Source organism: Photobacterium sp. ABD4_091 (assembly GCF_056160145.1).
Map to the genome: position 1 here is coordinate 339,883 of NZ_JBSWWQ010000003.1, position 16,417 is coordinate 356,299.

The window sequence follows — 16,417 nt, forward strand, 5'->3', positions numbered from 1 at the left end:
TCGGAGTGTTGTTGTGAAAAACCTTCCTGACCGAAAGCGAACGGTTGAAATGAGCCAGGGGCAGTGGACACTCAGGCTGCACTTAGCAAACCTGGCTGATTTCGAATTGCAATTTGACGGTGTGACCTGCTATAGCGGTGTGCTTGAGGTCGTAAACAACGGCCGGCGGTTGTCACTCGAAGATATCAATTGGCATTATCGCCATAAAACACAGCGCCTTGAGCTATGGTGTCAGCTTTACCACACCGATACCTTGTCGCTCAATTTGAATTATTCTTTTACCGAGCGGGGACTGGCTATTGAGTATTTGGCCCGCAATGCTGTCCCTACTCGGCTTGATGTGTGCCATGTGATAGATGCAAGCAAAACTGGGAAAGGAAAGAGATTGGCCGGCTGGTATCGCCAGCACGACGGCCAGCCCAGTGATGATTTGACCAAAATCGCGAAAACTGACGTTTATCTTGAAGCTTTTTGTGCTCGTCAGTGGGTGGTGCTTGAAAATGTGAGGGATACCGACGAAACACTGTCTTAGGCAGATTACACTGCGATCAAAACAAGACAGGAAAATCATGCAAAACGACGATCCGCTAAAGCCCGGTTATAATTTTGATGCTCACCTTGTTGCTGGTTTGACGCCGATTATTGAAGGAGACGAGCTGGATTACGCCATTGATCGTCCCGACGGGATGAAGGGTTACATCATCAATATTACTAGCCAGGGGGAAGGGACGATTTTCCATGGTGATCAGGCTTTTGATGTCAAATCCGGTGATTTACTGTTATTTCCTCCTAGTGCCGCCCATTATTATCACCGCAAGAAAGATTGTGCTTCGTGGTTCCACCGCTGGGTCTATTTTCGCCCGCGGGCTTTTTGGAATGACTGGCTAAGCTGGCAGGATCAGCGAAATGGAGTCTTTCTTACCCGGGGAATGGATCGCTGTGATCTCGAATTAATTGAGCGCCTGTTCATCGATATCGAATATATTGCCAAATCCAACATGCCTTTTCGTAATGACTTGGCGCTAAACCTGCTAGAGCAGCTATTACTCCGCTGCAAGTCCATTCAGCCGGATGTGATCAGTAAGCCGCTTGACCCGCGGGTGATTGAGGCGATGAACTATATGACGCAAAACCTCCATCAAAATTTCACATTGGAAGATATAGCGACACATACCTGTCTGTCCGCCTCGCGTTTAGGCCACCTGTTCAGTGATGAAGTAGGGATTACCGTAACCCAGTGGCGGGATGATCAACGCATTAGTCGAGCTAAGCAGCTTTTGGTAACCACCAACTACTCCATAAACCATATAGGGCGGATCGTTGGCTTTACCGATCCGCTTTACTTCTCTCGTGTGTTTAAGCGCAAGGCTGGGATCAGCCCCAAAATCTACAGAGAACAGATCAGCTAGCTAACTGCCACTCTAGGTCGAGTCGATTTTTGTCTGCGTAAAATTACAGCTCTAATATGGTCGTAGATAAAGTTAAATACGAAGGCATAAATAGTAATAAACACCGTCACACCAATGTCCATGATCAGCGCTTGGTACAGGCTCACCCCCAATATCACAGCCATGACAGGGATGGTCAGCACCAGCAGCCCCAGCTCGAACAAAATCACATGGAAGATTCTCATTGCGATGGTGCGCTGGGTTTTGTCGCCCGGGAAAAACTTATCGAATATCCAATTGAAGACAAAGTTCCAGGCCATGGCGATCGTCGCGATAATTATCATGGTTCCTGATAGCGCTCCGACTTCATGGTCAGTAAAAGTCATCAGCAACACAATCGACAGCGATACCGCCAGCACCTCAAATAATACGGCGTGGAACACGCGCTCAATAGCACCCATTAATCTATCTCCTCTTGTTTCATGGGCTACAAAAGAGCGGGCATTTTGGCAGCTTGAAACTTAACAGCAAGATAGTGATTATCACACATCGTGATAGCTAATTTTTATTATTGATGCGGTGTGTTTACCGATCTTCATTCAGCAGTTTGGTGAATGCCTGAACCGCCGTGGATAGGCTGTCAGGCTTGGCCTTGGTGATCAGGTAGAACTGGCTGTCTAGCGTCCATTTGTTGGGCTGCAGGGCGACCAGATGCTGGCAGGCGTGGTTTTGCTCGATAAGGTGGGTTGGCAGGAAGCTAAGATGACTGCCAGCAAGTGTCAACATCAAGCCTGATTCGACATGCCAGCCACTGTAAAGCTTGGCACCGGGGTGTAGTTCAATATCGAGCAGACGTTTCATGGATTCGGCTGCGTAGCCCCCCATATTTATCCTGCAGCCTGATAACGCATAGTTATTGGCAATAATCGTCGCTGCCAAATCTTTTCGGGCATACAAGTGGCTCTGTTCGACAAATAGCGGGGTGGCAAAGTCAAATGCCGTGCGCTGGTGCTCACCAAGCACGCAGATCATCATATCCAACTGGCCACTCGAGAGTTTTTCATTGAGTTGGGTGAAGTCGCCGACATCCAAGGTGACCTCGACATCATCGCTGAGCTGGTAGAACTGCTCGATGGCCTTGAGTAAAGGGTTATTGTTCAGGGTCGCAGTATTATCCAAGCAGCCGACCCTGACATGGCCTGATAAAGTTGATTGTACCCCTTTGAGTTTGAAGGCATATTCGGTCAGCATTGCGCTGATTTCATTTGCATAATTATACACCGACCTCCCTTCATCAGTCAGTTCGAAGCCACTCCTTCCCCGCTTGCACAGGCTGATCCCCAAGCTTTTTTCCAATGTGATAAGCTGATTGCTCAGTACGGGCTGGCTCAGTCCTGTGCTATGGGTAGCGTTGCTGATCCCGCCCTGTTCAACGATTTCGCGGAATAACTCGAGGCGGCGTAGGTCTCTTTTATCCAGTGTCGGGGCTTGGATAGTCATAATGGTTTACCATAATAAATTTCGAATGTTTGTATTCAATAATATGTATTTATTCGAATGTAACAAGCTGCTAACTTTTTTTATGTGATATTTAGGGATAAAAATGCAAGGTGGCTGAATGACCAAGAAAGGAAAGGATTCGAAAATTAATGACTTCGAGCTGGAGCCAGTCCCGCAGCAGGCAAAGCGGAGCTGGGTGGTGATCAGCTTGATTTGGCTGGCGATTGGGATTGATATCTCGGGCTTGTTCCTTGGGGCTTTCCTCAGCAGCGGCCTGCCGATAGAGCAGGCCCTGACAGCGACGTTCGTTGGGTCTGCGTTTTTGGCGTTGCTCGCCATGCTGTGTGCCAATATCGGTTTTCAGGCGGGTGTATCAACGCCGCTGGTCAGCAGTGCCGTGTTCGGTCGGCTTGGCGGAAAAACCATGGGGGCAATCACCGGGATTTCACTGGTGGGATGGTTTGCCTTCCAGGCCGATTTCTTTGCCTTGATTATGGTGGATGCGCTGGCGAAATATGATGTCGTCGTTTCCCATGGTACCGCCTTGGTAGGTGGAGGCCTGCTGATGATGGTGACTGCGGTTTACGGGGTACGGGCACTGGGTAAGCTCAGTACCTATTCTGTTCCTCTTATGGTCACGCTGATCACCATTGGTTTGTATATGGCGTCCGGTGTTCAGTCTTCGTCAACCAAGGTAATCGAGTCACCATTGTCGATGGGTGAGGCGATTTCGTTTGTGATGTCGATTTGGATCCTGGCAGCCGTAGCTGCGCCGGATATTGCCCGTTATGCCAAGACCCGCAAAGATGCCATCCTCGGCGCCGGCTTCGGCTTCCTGTTTGGTAACAGTGCCATCATTGTGGTTGCGCTGCTGCTGACCCAAATGACAGGTACCGATAACCTGGTTGATGTTTTCTTCTCGCTGGGCTTGGGCCTAGCAGCCATCATTGTTCTGGTGTTTGCCCAGTGGACGACCAACAGCAGCAACTTGTGCTCGGGTGCTTTGGGTATGTCGGTGACGCTGCCGTCGGTTCCACGTCCTCTGCTCGTCGTGTTGATGACGATTGTCGGCTTAGCGATTGCCCAATTTGGCATGGTCGATAAGTTTACCGCTTTCCTAACCCTGCTGGGCGTGACTATTGCCCCATCAGCCGGTGTATACCTGGCGCAATATTACCTGATTGATAAAGAAGCGCTGATTTTCGAGCGTATCTCCAACGCCCCTGACTGGATGTTCAAAGGCTTGATAGCCTGGGGCTTCGGCAGTGTTATTAGTGCCTGCACTGCAGGTGAATTTTTCGGATTGTTTACGCTAACCAGTATTTCGGCTATCGATGGCATCCTTGCCTCGCTGGCGGCTTATATGGTGCTCGTAAAGTTGTCAGTCGTTGAAAAGGAGACTGCGCGTGATTATCAATGAACAAATGATCGATGATATTGCCTTGGGCGCGACAGTGCTGGGTACGGGAGGCGGGGGTGACCCATACAGCGGTGCCCTGATGGCCAAGGTAGCCATTGCCAATGCTGCCAAACCGGTTGAGATCATTGCACTTGATGACGTCGAAGATGGCTGGATGACGGTGCCTTCATCGATGATAGGCGCACCAACGGTGGCGATTGAGAAAATCAACTCAAGAGATCAGATGCTGGTGGCGTTTGAGGCCATGGAGAAGGCAGTAGGCTGCCAGATTGAAGCCACCTACCCGATCGAGGTCGGTGGGTTTAACTCCCTTATCCCTATTTTGGTTGCAGCACAGAAAGGCATTCCGGTGATTGACTGTGATGCCATGGGGCGGGCGTTCCCGGAGTCGCAGATGGTGACCTTTTACCTCGATGGCTTGCCATCGGCGCCCAATACCTTGGCTGACGAGAAAGGCAATGTGGTGACCTTACACCCGCTTGATGGGGTATGGTCAGAGCGTTTTGCCCGCCCGATCACCGAACAAATGGGCGGCTCGGCGGCAATGTGTGACTACCCAATGCGCGGTGAGTCGCTTAAACGCAGTGCCCTGCCGGCAACCTTGAGCAAGGCGATGAAGATTGGTGCGGCGATCCGCAAAGCGAACGATGAAGGCAAGAGTGGCGTCGCAGCGGTGCTGGATATTGTCGGGGGCCACAAAATTATCAGCGGCAAGATTGTTGATATTGAAAGGAATACCAGTGGCGGCTTTGTCAAAGGCGGTGTGACGATTGAACGACTTAAGCATGCTGACCCTGAATCACCGATTGATGATGTTTATGTTCACTTCCAGAACGAGTTGCTGCTTGCCCACCAAGGCTCAAAAGCTGGTGACTTATCACAGGAAAACTTGCTGGCGGTAACGCCGGATCTGATTTCGATTCTGGACCATGAAACCGGCCATCCGATCACTACTGAGCAATTGCGCTACGGCCAGCGGGTCGATCTTATTGCCTACCCTTGTGATGAAAAGTGGCGGACTGACAAAGGTATCGACGTGGCGGGGCCGGCTTATTTCGGTTACCCAGCCCAATATTGCCCGGTCGAAACATTGAAGCCGTTGTCCACAACGACCCAAGCGAAATAGGAGAAAGTCGTATGGAACAAAAACAATTTCGTTTGGGTCAGTTTCGTTTAGGTATTGACGTGGGCGGTACCAACACCGACGGGGTGTTGTTAGATGCTGCGCTGAACTGCGTGGCCAAGGTCAAAGTGGCCACTACTGCCGATATTGCATCGGGGATCGACGGCGCGATTAACGCTTTGCTCGCGCAGGCTGGTATTACTGGCGATCAAGTCCAGCATGCCATGCTAGGCACCACCCAGTGCACCAATGCGATTGTCGAGCGCAAGGGGCTGGACAGGGTTGGGATGATCCGCCTGTCGTTGCCAAGCGGCAGTAGCGTCCCCCCACTGTGTGGCTGGAGTCGTGAGTGGCAGGATTTGCTTGGCGGCCACTTCTACGAGGCGCACGGAGGCTACGAATACGATGGTCAGCTTATTGCCGAGATCCAAGAAGCGGAAATCCGCCAATTGTGCCAGCAAATGCGCGGCAAAGTTGATTCGGTAGCTATTTGCGGGGTGTTTTCGCCGGTAAACAGCCAGCAGGAGTTGCAGGCCGCGAAATGGCTACGTGAAGAGTTGCCGGGCGTTGGCCTTTCCCTGTCGCATAAGATCGGTAGTCTTGGCATGCTTGAGCGAGAGAATGCCACTATCCTCAATGCCGCCTTGCAGGGCACAGCCAAGCGCTTTGTCGAAGGTTTTTGCCATGCACTCGAAGCACACCGTATCAATGTGACGCCGTATTTCGGCCAGAATGACGGTACCCTGATGTCGCAGGAGTTTGCTCTAAAATACCCGATATTGACTGTCGCCTGTGGGCCGACCAACTCGATCCGTGGTGCCAGCCACCTGACAAACTTGTCCGATGCGATTGTGGTTGATGTCGGTGGCACGACATCAGATATCGGTGCGTTGACTCATGGCTACCCGCGTGAGTCGAGTGCAGCGGTAGAGCTGGGCGAGGTGCGCACCAATTTCCGGATGCCGGATATCTTGGCTATCGGCATTGGCGGCGGAACAGTGGTCAAAGGCGCGATTGAAGCAGGAGATGTTCGTTCGCTACAGCTAGGGCCGGAAAGTGTCGGTCACCAACTGACCCAAAAGGCACGCAGCTTTGGCGGTGATACCCTGACATTGACCGATATTGCGCTGGAATTGGGTGTGATGACATGGAATGGCGAGCCGCAGGCCACGCCTGTGGGGATAGATATGATCACTGCCGAGCTTGTTTACCAGCAGATGGTGGAGCGGGTAGAAGAGGGGATCGACAAGATGAAAACCTCGGCCGCCAAGGTGCCGGTGATACTGGTAGGCGGTGGCAGTGCTTTGTTACCTGATAGTTTTAGTGGGGTCAGTGAAGTCGTCCGCCCTGAGCATTTCGAAGTCGCCAATGCCATCGGGGTTGCCCTAGGCGAGATCTCCGGTCAGCTTGATAAAATCGTTGAGATTGCCCCGGATCAGCGCCTGGCAGTACTTGAGTCGCTTGAGCAGGAAGCCGAGCAACTGGCGGTAGAAGCCGGTGCTTGCCCCGACAGTGTGCAGGTGATCGAGCGCCACGAAATTCCACTCAGTTACCTGCAGGGCAACCGGGTTCATGTGAAGATCAAAGCGGCGGGGAAAATCGCATAGCGGTTTCGCGTCGCAGCTTGTTGTTACGGTTTCACGTTTAAGCTCATTGAAAAAGCCCAGCGCGATCTATCGTTCTGGGCTTTGTTTATCTGGGCTAAATTATCGAGATAGCCTAGCAAAACCCGGTAGACCTGCTATTTGTCAAGCAACCTCAGCGCTTTATCAAGTAACTGCTTGGCTTGCTGGATATGTTCTTTGTCCTGCTGTCGCGGTGCCGTACTCTCTCGCTCGATCAGCGTGACACCGATATGGGTGATGTCTACCTGATCCGCTGGGGCAGTGAGCAGCTTGTTGACTGCAGTCTGGCCGAGTAATTTGAAATCCTGCTTGATGGTGGTCAGCGGCGGGGAGAAAAATGCACTGTCCTCGGTGCCATCAAAGCCGATCACCGACACACTGTTTGGCACGTCGATACCCATTTCACTTAAAGCGCGCAGTGCTCCTAGAGCCATCTGATCATTGGCGACCAGCACGCAGTCGAAGTGGCGATTTTGCACAATCGCCTGGCGCATGGTTTGGTAGCCGCTAGCGGCTGACCAATCCCCTTCGTACTGGGCGATAATATCTAGCTGGTGGTTGGCAAAAATATCCTGCCAAATTTGGGTTCTTTGCTGAGAGGCATAAGAGACATTGGGGCCGGTTAATAATACTGGCTGGGTCCGTCCAAGTTTGATAAGCAGTTCAGCCCCTTGCTTTGCACCGTTGCCGTTGGCACTGCAGACCGCATTGACTAGGGTGCCGTCTGGCACATCGATGAACAGCAGTTTTACCTTGGCGTACTTTTTCATCAGCTCACCGGCAAGCTCACGGGATACCGGCGCGTTGATAATAATTGATTCAACCTGCTGGGCGATCAGCTCCCTGACGGCACCTTCAATATCCTGATCTTCAAGGTTGTCCACCGCCGAAATAGCCAATGTATAGCCTGCCTCATGGGCTTGTTGGCGTACCCCGTTGGCAATCATCGCCGCACCATGAAAGGCCATGTCCAACGTGATCAAACCAATGATTTTATTCTGAACTTTAAGTGCCTGCGCGGCTTTGTTCGGGATATAACCAAGCTCTTCTATGGCTGCAAGTACCCTTTCCCTGGTTTTGCTCGATACATTTTCCGCGCCGTTGGTAACTCGGGATACCGTTTGGGTAGATACGCCGGCCAAACGGGCGACATCTTTGAAAGTTGCAGTCATTGCTTGCCATCCATTTTGAACATGTAAAGCATTCTATCATGAACATGACAAAAGGCCTTTCTGTTGATTTGTGTTTTCGAAAACATTTAGTGATGAGTCTCACGTAACTCAGTTTTTAAAAGGATCGTTGATCACATTTTCATCGTCGTTGGCTTTTTAAATGGCTTGTTAGTGATCTAGTTTGTTTGTAAATGTTATCGAAAACAATTTTTGAGAGACTATGACAAAGCTACTTCATTTGCAGAGCCAAAACCTGAGTTTGGTGTTTAAGTTGGGGCGTATTCCGGAGATTATCCATTGGGGTAACAAGGTATCCGCCATTGATGAAGATCTGTTTCTAGCGACCGAGCGTCCGGTGAGCCAAGCGCGACTCGATGTCGATGTGCCGCTGAGTGTTTGCCCTGAACTTGGGGCGGGGCATTTCAATGCGCCAGGCCTTGAAGGTAATCGCCAAGGCCATGACTTTGCCCCGGTGTTTACGATGGAAAACTACCGCCACCAAGGCCAATGCGTGGTGTTCGAGCTGGTTGATGACGTGGCCATGCTGCAACTGGATGTGGAGTTCGAATTGGATGCCAGCAGCGATGTGTTGCGGCAGAAGCTCACTATCAAGAACCTCGGTGATGAGGCTTACTCGCTGGACAAATTGGCGTGTACCTTGCCGGTGCCTTATCACGCCAATGAGTTAATGACTTTCCATGGTCGTTGGTGCCAGGAGTTCCAGACCCACCGTGTTGCGTTTGAGCACGGTGGCTTTGTTCAGGAAAACCGCCGCGGCCGTACCTCGCACGAGAACTTCCCGGGCTTGTTTGCCGGTGCCAAAGGGTTCACTGAGCAATCTGGCCAGGTGTGGGGATTCCACTTTGCTTGGAGTGGTAACCACCGCATGCGTGCTGATGTTCGTAGTGATGGACGCCGCTTTATCCAGGCCAGTGAGTTGCTGTTCTCCGGCGAAGTTGCTTTGGCTCCACATGAAAGCTATTCCACGCCAGAGCTCTTTGCAACCTACAGCAACGCTGGTTTGAATGGGATCTCTGAGCGTTTCCACCGCTATGTTCGCGAAAACATTCTGGCGTTCACCCCAGATCAGCCTCGCCCGGTGCACCTTAATACCTGGGAGGGGATCTACTTCGACCATGATCCTGACTACATCATGAGGATGGCCAGCGAAGCGGCTCGAATGGGCGTTGAGCGCTTCATTATCGATGATGGTTGGTTTGTCGGCCGTGATGGCGAAAAAGCGGCGCTCGGCGACTGGTATCTTGATGAAACCAAGTACCCAAATGGCTTGGAGCCGGTGATCCAGCATGTGGTGGATAACGGCATGGAGTTCGGCCTGTGGGTTGAACCAGAGATGGTCAGTATGGACTCGCACCTCTACCGTGCCCATCCCGATTGGGTCTTGGGTATCGAGGGTTACCAGCAGCCGTCTGGCCGTTGGCAATATGTACTCGACCTGCAAAACAAGGACTGTTTCGATTACCTGTTCAGCCGCTTGGACGACTTGCTTAGTCGCTACCAAATCAGCTACCTCAAGTGGGATATGAACCGTGAATTGGTCCAGCCGGCCCACAATGGCAAACCAGCAGTGAAGGGACAAACTCTGGCTTTCTATGCTTTGCTCGATGCATTGAGGGCCAAGCACCCAGAGGTTGAAATTGAATCGTGCTCGAGCGGTGGTGGCCGCATCGATTTCGAAGTGCTCAAACGTACCCATCGTTTCTGGGCATCAGACTGTAATGACGCTTTGGAGCGCCAGACTATCCAGCGTGGCATGGGTTACTTCTTCCCACCGGAAGTAATGGGTGCCCACATTGGCCCAGCCGAGTGCCACTCAACCAAGCGGATGCATAACATCAACCTGCGCGGTGTAACAGCACTGCAAGGCCATATGGGTGTCGAGCTGGATCCGGTCAAGGTCGGTGAAGAAGAGAAGGCGGCTTTCGCCCACTACATCGAGTTGCACAAGTGTTTCCGCTCCCTACTGCACAATGGCCGCGCCTTCCGGATCGATCCGGCTGATGAGCGCCAATACATTTACGGCGTTGAGCACCAAGACGAAATGCTGATCACCGTCTGCCAGCGCGCGATGCCATCCCATGCCCTGCCAGCCCCGCTTCGTTTGAGTTGCCTGGAGCCAGATGCGATGTACTCGGTGAAAATTGTCGAGATGCCAAAAAGCTCTTTTCAGCTGATGAAGCACCGCCCGGCATGGATAGATAAAACCCTACACCTACGGGGAGATAACTTAATGGAAATCGGCCTTATCCTGCCGATCCTCGATCCCGAATCTGCCCTGATCCTACACCTACAAAAAGATTAAAACATACCCGGTGGCACCCCAGGTGCCACCAAACAAAAGGAACTGAAAGATGGAAATTACACTTATTTCATTCTTCTTGTTCACCGGCTTTGTGGTTTGGTTTACCTACAACAAAGTGAAGAACTCGAAGAATGACTCCCACGATGGCTTTTTTCTCGGCGGCCGTTCACTGACCGGCGGTTTGATTGCCTCATCCCTGATTCTAACCAACCTTAGTGCAACCAGTTTTGTCGGGATGTCCGCCCAATCCTATACCCATAATATGTCGGTCATGGGCTGGGAAGTGGCCAGTGGTGTAACCTTAGTCATGATCGCCCTGTACCTAGTGCCCCGCTACCTCAAACAGGGGATCACTACGGTGCCGGATTTCCTAGAAAGCCGCTATGACCTTGGGGTGAAGAAGTTCGTTACCCTACTGTTTTTGTGCCAGTACGTGATTAATATTCTGCCGACCACCCTGTACGCAGGTGCGGTGGTACTGACGGGTATTTTTGATATTGAGTCGATTCTGGGGATTTCGGAATTCCAGACCATTGCGTTGATCAGTGCGCTGATTGGGCTGCTGGGTTTCTTCTACGCCATTTACGGCGGCCTGAAAGCAGTAGTGATCGCCGATACCATTAACGGTGTGGGTTTGATCACCGGTGGTTTGATGATCCCTATCTTTGGTCTGCTTGCCCTTGGTGGCGGCAGTTTTGGTGAGGGTTTGAATATTCTGTTGACGGCAGCGCCTGAAAAACTGGAATCGGTGGGTGCAGCCAGCGATCCATTGCCGTTCTCAACCTTGTTTACTGGTCTGCTATTGGTGAACCTGTACTACTGGGGTACTGACCAGTCGATTATCCAGCGTGCGCTGGGCGCCAAGAACCTCAAGGAAGGCCAGAAAGGGGTGATCTGGGCCGGTGCCATCAAGGTGATTTCGCCGCTATTTTTGATCATTCCGGGTATTATCGCTTTCCACTTGTTCGGTGCCGATGCCGGTAACCCAGATACCATGTACACCCGCTTGGTAAACGAAGTCTTGCCCAAGCCTTTGGTCGGTTTCTTCGTGGCGGTGATGTTTGGTGCCATCCTATCGACCTTTAACGGGGTACTGAACAGCTCAACGACCTTGTTTGCCCTGAACGTCTACAAGCCTATCTTTGCCAAGGAAGGGCTGACGGACAAAGAACTTGTTGCCAAAGGACGGGTATTCGGCGTGCTCATTGCGGTTGTCGCTATCTGTATTGCCCCGTTTATCATGTATGCCCCTGAAGGCCTGTTCCAGTACCTACAAATGGTTGCGGGCTTCTTTAGTGTGCCGATCTTCACCATTGTTTTTGTTGGCTATATCTCCAAGCGCGTGCCTGCCATTGCGGCCAAAGTGGCGTTGGTAGTGTTTGTCAGCTCCTATGCCTCGATGCAGCTTATCTTCAAAACGCCACTGCACTTCCTACACCAGCTCGCAATTCTGTTTGTGGTTTGTACTGTCTTGATGTTCGTGATTGGCCACTTTGCACCGCGCAGCAGTGACTATGTGATGCCGGTAAATGAGAGCATGGATGTGACGCCGTGGGAGTTCCGCTTCGAAGCGTCGGCCGTCATCCTTTACATGGTATTGGGCGCCTACATTATGTTCAGCAAGGTAGGTTTCGTTTCAGATGATCCAACCTTTATGCAGGTCTACGGCTTGTGTGGCGTGGTGATGCTGGTGGGGGTTGCCGTACGGTACTTCAAGAAAAAACAAGCTACGCAGCAGGTGTTAGCCTCTGAGTCTTAACAAGCGCTGGTAAGTATTAAGTTGGTGAAACGAAAGCCCGGCTGTGAAAACTGCCGGGCTTTTTATCTTTCAACCTAGGGGGAATTCGGTGCGATTTACACTGTGAATTGGTTGGTGGTCGCCAATTCCTTGAACCACGTTGAGTGGCGTTTCGGGATGCGGTTGCCGGTTTCCAGATCCAGGCGGTAGAAGCCGTAGCGGCGCTTGAACGAGTTCAGCCAAGACCAGTTGTCAATGAACGTCCACTGGTGGATACCGAAACAGTTTGCCCCTTCTTCCATCGCGCGGTGCAACTGGATGAAGTGCTCTTTCATTAGCTCGGTACGGAAGCTGTCGTTAATCATGCCGTCTTCTTGTACCGGGCCTTCCGATTCTAGATCCATGGCGATGCCGATCTCTGCCAGATACCATTTGATGTTGCCGTAATTATCTTGGATGTTCTTGGCAATATCGTAGATAGCCGTTGGCAAGATCTCATTGTTGTCGCGATACGGGTTGAAGCGGCCTTCCGGGTTGATGTAGTTCTCGAAGTACTTCTCTGGCGTGAAGTAATCCAGTGTGTACTCGGCCTCGCGGGCTTTGACGCGGCGCGGCACGTAGTAGTTGACGCCAAGGAAGTCGACTTCGGCGGCTTTGATTTCATCGATTTCATTGTCGCTGAATGCCGGCATGATGTCGTTGTCGCGCAGGATCTGGCACAGCTCTTGTGGAATGGTGTTTTTCACCATCGGGTCGAGGAAGCTGCGGTTGAACAGCAGGTCGGCATACCATGCCGCTTCTTGGTCGGCGTCGCTGTCGTTGCGGGTGTATGACGGAGTCAGGTTGAGCACCACACCGATCTCACCATCAAGCTTCATTTCACGGTAAGCCAATACCGCCTTGGCATGGGCAACCATAATGTTGAAGGCGACTTGTACTGCTAGCTTGCCGTCCTTCTTGCATGGGTAATGGAAGTCATACAGGTAGCCGCCTTCAACCGGGACAATCGGCTCGTTGAAGGTGATCCAATGCTTGACCTTATGGCCAAAATGCTTGAAAGCGGTGCGGGCGAATTTCTCGAACAGGTCGATCACATGCTTGGACTCAAAACCACCATATTGGTCCTGAAGTGCAGCAGGCATATCGAAGTGGTAGAGGTTGATCATCGGCGTAATGCCGTTGGCAATCATCTCGTCGATGTAGGCATCGTAGAAGGCGACGGCATCCGGGCAGGCTTCACCGGTTTCAAAATCTTTGATCAGGCGTGACCACTGGATGGAAGTACGGAAGGAATTCATGCCGATCTTTTTCATCAGCGCGACATCTTCCTGGTAGCGATCGTAAGTTTGGCAGACTTTCGCAGGACCGATTTCCTTGAAGAAACGCTCTGGGCTGTTCTGGTGCCAAGTATCCCAAATGGATGGGTGGGCCTTGTTGGTAGTGCCTTCTGTTTGGATGCCAGATGCTGCCGCACCCCACAGGAAACCTTCTGGGAAAGTGTAAGTTGTCATAGTTGCCTCAGTCTTTGTTCACTCAGTTTTTGTTCGATAGGTGTTATCGGAAATAGGGTTTAGCCTTGCCGCTGCAAGAAGTGGAATAGAGCCCCAATGAGGTTGGCGTCATTGCCTGCCTGGCAGGTTGCAAGATTAGGTTTGATGTTGGCGATAGGGATGGCCTGCATTAGCTCATCGAGGTGGCGGTTGAGGTGCTCGAGTAAATCAGCCCTTTCGCTAATTGCGCCACCGATAATGATGGCCTCGGGATCAATGCAATATTGGATATTGAACAAGCCGGTTGCCAGCGTGCGGTACCAATGTTCGATGACGCTTTGAAGGCGTTCATCACCCTGCTCAGCAGCCTCGAATACAGCCTTGCCATCCAGGCTTTCAACTTCAGCATTTATGGCTTGCGTTGCCGATTCAACCAAGGCGCGGGTGGAGGCCATGTCACTGAAAGTAACGGGTAGGCCGTCTTTTTCGCCGGTGAGCATATAGCCGAACTCGCCGCCGTGGAGTTGGTGGCCGTGTTGGATCTGGCGGTTGTTGATGACAGCCCCGCCGATACCACTGCCAATGACGACCAAGCAGCAATGGTTGATTTGCTGGGCCGACCCTTGCCACAACTCTGCAAGGGCTGCGCAGCAGGCATCGTTTTCCAGTTCAGCCGTTAGTTGATAGCGTTCGAAAATCAACGATTTGAAATTGGGGCCATGGATGTAAGGCAAGGCACTGGCACCATGGATAACGCCGCTGTCGCAGTCCACTGCACCGCAGGTGCTGATGGCAATACCGCAGAGGGTGTATTTCTGGCGCAGGGTCAATACCACTTTGTCCAGTGCCAGCCAGAAGTCGTCAATTGATGCCTTGGGACTGGTGAACTTGCCTTTGTGAAGCAGTGTGGCTTGGTTATCCATGACTGCATATTTGACGGCGCTGCCACCGATATCCAGTACAAGAAAGTGTTGGGTCGTCATTGTTTCCTGCCTTTCTGTTGTTCTGATGGAGGAATCTACGGGGATAGACTGAGAAAATATAGATTAAAACGGAAACCGGTTTCCATAAAATGAATAGGATCACAAAATACGGGCAAGGTATGCGCGATTCTGTGATTTTGATCGAAACAAAAAAGCCGCCTTGGGAAGGCGGCTTTGTAAGTATGGGGTGGTCTAGCGTTGGCGCAGGGCTTCTTGTTCGATGAGTTGCTTCTCATGCACCTTGAAGAACGGGCGGTAAATCATCCAGGAGTTGAAAATAGCAAACAGACACATGCACAGATTGCTCAAGCTGCCGTTGGCGGCCCATGCCGCGCCGAGAGGAGCTGGCATCGACCAAGGCAGCAGTGCCACCATCCTGTCGAGAATACCGATGCTGGTGAGGTACCAAGCAATAGAGGCGTTGATTAGCGGTACCCCGACAAAAGGGATCAGGAACAACGGGTTCATGATGATCGGGAAACCGAACAATATCGGTTCGTTGATATTGAAAAGGGACGGGATAAGCCCAATTTTACCCACTGATTTCAATTGTTTAGATTTGCTTCTCATTGCCATGAAAATAAGCGGCAAAGTTGAACCAATCCCACCTATTAGCAGGTAAAAGTCCCAGAAGCCTTGTAGGTAGATATGCGGAAGCTGTTCGGCACCATTGGCCAGGGCCTGTTGGTTTTCAACTAGGTAGGTTATCCAAAACGGATTCATGATACCGGTGATGATCAGCGCACCGTGGATACCGATAAACCACAGCAGGTGGCAGATCAACAGCGAAACCAGAACAGCCGTCAGGGTGTCGGAGGCGACGATCAATGGCTGTAGTGCGGTAGCGATCAGCTCTGGCAAGATGAGCCCGGTGTGGGCGAGCAAATAGGCGTTGATCATGCTGATAGAGAGCAGGATAACCATCAGCGGCAAGATAAGCTGAAAGCCGTTTCTCGTCATCAGCGGGACTTCATCCGGCAGCTTGATGTACCAGCATTTCTTGTAGAAAAAGCGAATTATCTCAATCGCATAGGTGCTTGATATCAATGCAGTGAAGATGCCCATTCCGCCAAGGTAGACATTGGGCATCTCGTTGCCGCTAAAGCCGATAAACAACAAAAAAGCCAAACACCCCGTAAGGCCGGATAGGCGTTCGGGAAGCTGGTATTGCTTGGCCAGGCTTGCACTGGCACCGAAAGCCACAATGAGGGCGATCAGGCCGATTGTCAGCTCGAAGGTCGGTGCCAGTAGCGGTTTCAGGGTGAGGTAGAACTGGCCGAAACTGCTGGTGTAATTAATGGCAAATGGCGGAAAAATAAAGGGAACCAACAAGCTACCGACGATCACAAACGGCATCGCTAACGAAAAGCCGTCTCTCAATGCGGTAACGTGGTTGCTGCGAGTCAGCCAGTTCGCCAGTGGCGAGATACGCTGCTCGATGACACTTGCCGCGACATTCATCACTTGAATGTTCATAGGTTTTGCTAATCCTTTGGAAACAGTTTCCGGTCTCAATATTGAACGGATCACATTTTGCCAGAACATTCTGCGTTTTCTGGTGATCACACTCACAAATAGAAATGGATTGCTCGGAAACCGGTTTCCAATAATTTCCTTTGGTCGTATATTTCAAACCGAAATCATTCGATAGAGGA

General features: G+C 51.5%; 13 protein-coding genes. 7 read left to right on the forward strand and 6 right to left on the reverse strand.

Annotated elements, in window-relative coordinates; genetic code table 11:
• Nucleotides 1-13: 13 nt before the first annotated feature.
• Together ACXAGQ_RS22970 and araC are read left to right on the forward strand one after the other, a co-directional pair.
• Nucleotides 14-532, forward strand: coding sequence for a hypothetical protein (locus ACXAGQ_RS22970; RefSeq protein ID WP_475257071.1), 519 nt, complete (start codon nucleotides 14-16; stop codon nucleotides 530-532).
• 37 nt (nucleotides 533-569) lie between these two features.
• Nucleotides 570-1,409 (forward strand): arabinose operon transcriptional regulator AraC, encoded by an 840-nt coding sequence (gene araC, locus ACXAGQ_RS22975; RefSeq protein ID WP_475257072.1) that lies wholly within the window; start codon nucleotides 570-572, stop codon nucleotides 1,407-1,409.
• Here the strand turns inward: araC and ACXAGQ_RS22980 are convergent.
• Both ACXAGQ_RS22980 and ACXAGQ_RS22985 read right to left on the reverse strand, forming a co-directional pair.
• Nucleotides 1,406-1,849: a PACE efflux transporter gene (locus ACXAGQ_RS22980; RefSeq protein ID WP_475257074.1), complete on the reverse strand. Its 444-nt coding sequence runs from the start codon at nucleotides 1,847-1,849 to the stop codon at nucleotides 1,406-1,408. The genes araC and ACXAGQ_RS22980 overlap by 4 nt on opposite strands.
• Before the next feature lie 124 nt (nucleotides 1,850-1,973).
• Entirely contained in the window at nucleotides 1,974-2,888 is a 915-nt protein-coding gene (locus tag ACXAGQ_RS22985; protein WP_475257075.1) for a LysR family transcriptional regulator, read from the reverse strand.
• A gap of 118 nt (nucleotides 2,889-3,006) precedes the next feature.
• On the opposite strand from ACXAGQ_RS22985, the gene ACXAGQ_RS22990 reads away from it, so the two are divergent.
• From ACXAGQ_RS22990 to ACXAGQ_RS23000, 3 genes are read left to right on the forward strand one after another with little or no spacing between them, the layout of a single operon-like run.
• A complete protein-coding gene (locus ACXAGQ_RS22990) occupies nucleotides 3,007-4,308 on the forward strand; it encodes a cytosine permease (RefSeq protein WP_475257076.1) in 1,302 nt (433 codons plus the stop codon).
• Entirely contained in the window at nucleotides 4,295-5,434 is a 1,140-nt protein-coding gene (locus ACXAGQ_RS22995) for a DUF917 domain-containing protein (protein WP_475257078.1), read from the forward strand. Before ACXAGQ_RS22990 ends, ACXAGQ_RS22995 begins: the two co-directional genes overlap by 14 nt.
• 11 nt (nucleotides 5,435-5,445) lie before the next feature.
• The gene (locus ACXAGQ_RS23000; RefSeq protein WP_475257080.1) at nucleotides 5,446-7,038 is read left to right on the forward strand and encodes a hydantoinase/oxoprolinase N-terminal domain-containing protein; all 1,593 of its coding nucleotides are present in this window, start codon (nucleotides 5,446-5,448) and stop codon (nucleotides 7,036-7,038) included.
• A gap of 134 nt (nucleotides 7,039-7,172) precedes the next feature.
• Here ACXAGQ_RS23000 and ACXAGQ_RS23005 read toward each other — a convergent pair whose 3' ends face one another.
• The gene (locus ACXAGQ_RS23005) at nucleotides 7,173-8,228 is read right to left on the reverse strand and encodes a LacI family DNA-binding transcriptional regulator (protein ID WP_475257082.1); all 1,056 of its coding nucleotides are present in this window, start codon (nucleotides 8,226-8,228) and stop codon (nucleotides 7,173-7,175) included.
• Nucleotides 8,229-8,448: 220 nt separating this feature from the next.
• Between ACXAGQ_RS23005 and ACXAGQ_RS23010 the strand changes: the two genes are divergently transcribed.
• Together ACXAGQ_RS23010 and ACXAGQ_RS23015 are read left to right on the forward strand one after the other, a co-directional pair.
• Nucleotides 8,449-10,551 carry an alpha-galactosidase gene (locus tag ACXAGQ_RS23010; RefSeq protein ID WP_475257084.1) on the forward strand — a complete coding sequence of 701 codons (2,103 nt, stop codon included), beginning with the start codon at nucleotides 8,449-8,451 and terminating at the stop codon, nucleotides 10,549-10,551.
• A 49-nt stretch (nucleotides 10,552-10,600) separates the two neighbouring features.
• Complete coding sequence (locus ACXAGQ_RS23015; RefSeq protein ID WP_475257085.1) at nucleotides 10,601-12,310, forward strand: solute:sodium symporter family transporter; 1,710 nt, start codon at nucleotides 10,601-10,603, stop codon at nucleotides 12,308-12,310.
• A 95-nt stretch (nucleotides 12,311-12,405) separates the two neighbouring features.
• Here the strand turns inward: ACXAGQ_RS23015 and ACXAGQ_RS23020 are convergent, their stop codons facing one another.
• The 3 genes from ACXAGQ_RS23020 to ACXAGQ_RS23030 all read right to left on the reverse strand — a co-directional run bounded on the left by ACXAGQ_RS23020 (nucleotide 12,406) and on the right by ACXAGQ_RS23030 (nucleotide 16,238).
• The gene (locus ACXAGQ_RS23020) at nucleotides 12,406-13,800 is read right to left on the reverse strand and encodes a glycoside hydrolase family 1 protein (protein ID WP_475257086.1); all 1,395 of its coding nucleotides are present in this window, start codon (nucleotides 13,798-13,800) and stop codon (nucleotides 12,406-12,408) included.
• 59 nt (nucleotides 13,801-13,859) lie between these two features.
• Complete coding sequence (locus tag ACXAGQ_RS23025) at nucleotides 13,860-14,762, reverse strand: ROK family protein (protein WP_475257087.1); 903 nt, start codon at nucleotides 14,760-14,762, stop codon at nucleotides 13,860-13,862.
• A gap of 192 nt (nucleotides 14,763-14,954) precedes the next feature.
• Nucleotides 14,955-16,238, reverse strand: a complete 1,284-nt coding sequence (locus tag ACXAGQ_RS23030) for a PTS sugar transporter subunit IIC (RefSeq protein ID WP_475257089.1) — start codon at nucleotides 16,236-16,238, stop codon at nucleotides 14,955-14,957.
• Nucleotides 16,239-16,417: the final 179 nt, after the last annotated feature.

Bases quoted from the DNA above. Each gene is read 5' to 3' on its own strand.
- ACXAGQ_RS23005 (WP_475257082.1), bottom strand. From the start codon at position 8,228: ATGACTGCAACTTTCAAAGATGTCGCCCGTTTGGCCGGCGTATCTACC.
- ACXAGQ_RS23010 (WP_475257084.1), top strand. From the start codon at position 8,449: ATGACAAAGCTACTTCATTTGCAGAGCCAAAACCTGAGTTTGGTGTTT.
- ACXAGQ_RS22985 (WP_475257075.1), bottom strand. From the start codon at position 2,888: ATGACTATCCAAGCCCCGACACTGGATAAAAGAGACCTACGCCGCCTC.
- ACXAGQ_RS23015 (WP_475257085.1), top strand. From the start codon at position 10,601: ATGGAAATTACACTTATTTCATTCTTCTTGTTCACCGGCTTTGTGGTT.
- ACXAGQ_RS23020 (WP_475257086.1), bottom strand. From the start codon at position 13,800: ATGACAACTTACACTTTCCCAGAAGGTTTCCTGTGGGGTGCGGCAGCA.
- ACXAGQ_RS23030 (WP_475257089.1), bottom strand. From the start codon at position 16,238: ATGAACATTCAAGTGATGAATGTCGCGGCAAGTGTCATCGAGCAGCGT.
- ACXAGQ_RS22980 (WP_475257074.1), bottom strand. From the start codon at position 1,849: ATGGGTGCTATTGAGCGCGTGTTCCACGCCGTATTATTTGAGGTGCTG.
- ACXAGQ_RS23000 (WP_475257080.1), top strand. From the start codon at position 5,446: ATGGAACAAAAACAATTTCGTTTGGGTCAGTTTCGTTTAGGTATTGAC.
- ACXAGQ_RS22990 (WP_475257076.1), top strand. From the start codon at position 3,007: ATGACCAAGAAAGGAAAGGATTCGAAAATTAATGACTTCGAGCTGGAG.
- ACXAGQ_RS23025 (WP_475257087.1), bottom strand. From the start codon at position 14,762: ATGACGACCCAACACTTTCTTGTACTGGATATCGGTGGCAGCGCCGTC.
- araC (WP_475257072.1), top strand. From the start codon at position 570: ATGCAAAACGACGATCCGCTAAAGCCCGGTTATAATTTTGATGCTCAC.